Here is a 1801-nt window from a genome sequence, read left to right as displayed (position 1 = left end):
CTCTCTTTAGTGCGTGAACCAACCGCCGTCTTTTCCGTATTTCCAGCAAACGCTAAATCTTTCGCAAAAGCACTTGCTATTAGACCTGTTCCCAATATTCCCCACTTAATTACTCTTTCGTCCATCTTTCATCCAACTCCTTACATATCTAGTAGCCCAGAAGAGAACAAACCTTTTTAGTCCATTATAAAGGAAAGAACGCGGGGACGGTTCTCGCGTCTCACTTTTTGTCATATTTTACTATATTCAACAGAGACAAAATGGTAACATCGGAGTATATAAGGTTAGGAGAATCCATATGAAAAACATAAAAGAGGTCATTAAAGAAGTTCAGTCCAGGGTTGATTTTTCAGGAGTGGTAATGGTTCAAGATGGGACCGGTCACGCCGCCACTGCCAGCTTTGGCTATGCAAATCGGGCTGATACATTAAAAAACAACGTGGAAACCCGGTTCGGAATCGCTTCTGGCTGCAAGCTTTTCACGGCAATCGCCATTTGCCAGCTTGTGGAGGAGGGCAAATTCACCTTTGATACGAGATTGAGTGATTGCCTTGATATAGAGTTTCCTAGTTTCAGTGAAGAGATTACAATCCACCATTTGCTGACGCATACTTCCGGTATTCCCGACTATTTTGACGAGGATGTCATGGATGATTTCGAGGAGCTTTGGATTTACAGGCCGATGTATCATATTAGAAGCCTCAAGGATTTCCTGCCTATGTTCCAGAATGAGCAGATGAAATCCGTACCAGGCGAATCATTCCACTACAATAACGCAGGCTACATATTATTAGGCCTGATTATAGAACAAGTTTCCAGGATGGAGTTTACTGAATATATTCAGGAACAAATTTTTAAGCGAGCAGGCATGAGTCAATCTGGTTATTTTACCTTTGACGCCCTCCCGGCGAATACAGCATTAGGCTATATCGACCTTCCTGATGGGACCTGGAAGACGAATATCTATTCACTGCCGGTAAAAGGCGGTTCCGACGGCGGGGCATACGTCACCGCCGAAGACATGGTCAAGCTGTGGAACGCGCTTTATAATCACCTTTTACTAAGTGAGGAGTCGTTGAACAAACTACTGACCCTCCACGCGCAAGTCAATGAAACAGGCTATTACGGATACGGGATCTGGATCAAGAAAGACGGCGATCAAGTATTGAAATACCATGTCATGGGCTATGACCCAGGAGTCAGCTTCCATTCAGCCTATTATCCAGCCACCCAAGCCATTGCCGTCGTCTGCTCCAACAAATCCAAAGGAGCCTTCGATATTATGAGGGCAATTGAGGAACAATGAAACACAGGGAGGTGAAGCATTGGGACGTACCCCAGGCGTACCCTATGCTTCAACTAGATTACTTCGGTTCTCCAATAACTGGACTCTTAAAAGTCAATCGCATTCCGAGACATAGGGACGGTTCTAACATGGAACATGAGAACCATCCCTGTGTTTTCATAAAGAATCAGACCTCATGCCTTTTTAATAAATCTTGTTTATATTGAATTACACTAAGTAACTTTGATCCCCTCAGATTCGGAATCAAATTTTCTAGTTCAGAGATCACCTTTTCCTTCTTCCCATCCTGAACCATTTCTTCCATTTCCAAAAGCTTTCGATAAAAAGAATCCTTAACTTTTTCTTTATATACTTTATACGATTCAAGATCCCCTTGTTCAATTGCAATCCCAGCAAGAGAATACCATTTAAGCATATTATTCCTTAATCCTTTTGCCATAGCCTCCGCCTCGTCATATTGCTTCCTTTTGACAAGCAGATTCATATGATTCAGCT

2 protein-coding genes are annotated in these 1801 nt (G+C 42.8%); one reads left to right on the top strand and one right to left on the bottom strand.

Annotated features, from left to right (window positions below):
- Positions 1 to 298 precede the first annotated feature (298 nt).
- Positions 299 to 1306 carry a serine hydrolase domain-containing protein gene (locus WB217_RS02285; RefSeq protein ID WP_423990266.1) on the top strand — a complete coding sequence of 336 codons (1008 nt, stop codon included), beginning with the start codon at positions 299 to 301 and terminating at the stop codon, positions 1304 to 1306.
- Positions 1307 to 1472: 166 nt separating this feature from the next.
- Here the strand turns inward: WB217_RS02285 and WB217_RS02280 are convergent.
- Positions 1473 to 1801, bottom strand: a 329-nt coding sequence (locus tag WB217_RS02280; RefSeq protein WP_423990264.1) for a hypothetical protein, incomplete at its 5' end; no start/stop codon positions are given.

The organism is Mesobacillus sp., from assembly GCF_049588175.1.
GTDB lineage: Bacteria > Bacillota > Bacilli > Bacillales > Cytobacillaceae > Mesobacillus.
The sequence above is the reverse complement of the archived record's forward strand: the minus strand, read 5'-3'. Positions and strand labels throughout refer to the sequence as shown.

What these genes read in the sequence shown, in the direction of transcription:
- WB217_RS02285 (WP_423990266.1), top strand. Translation starts at nt 299, where the DNA reads ATGAAAAACATAAAAGAGGTCATTAAAGAAGTTCAGTCCAGGGTTGAT.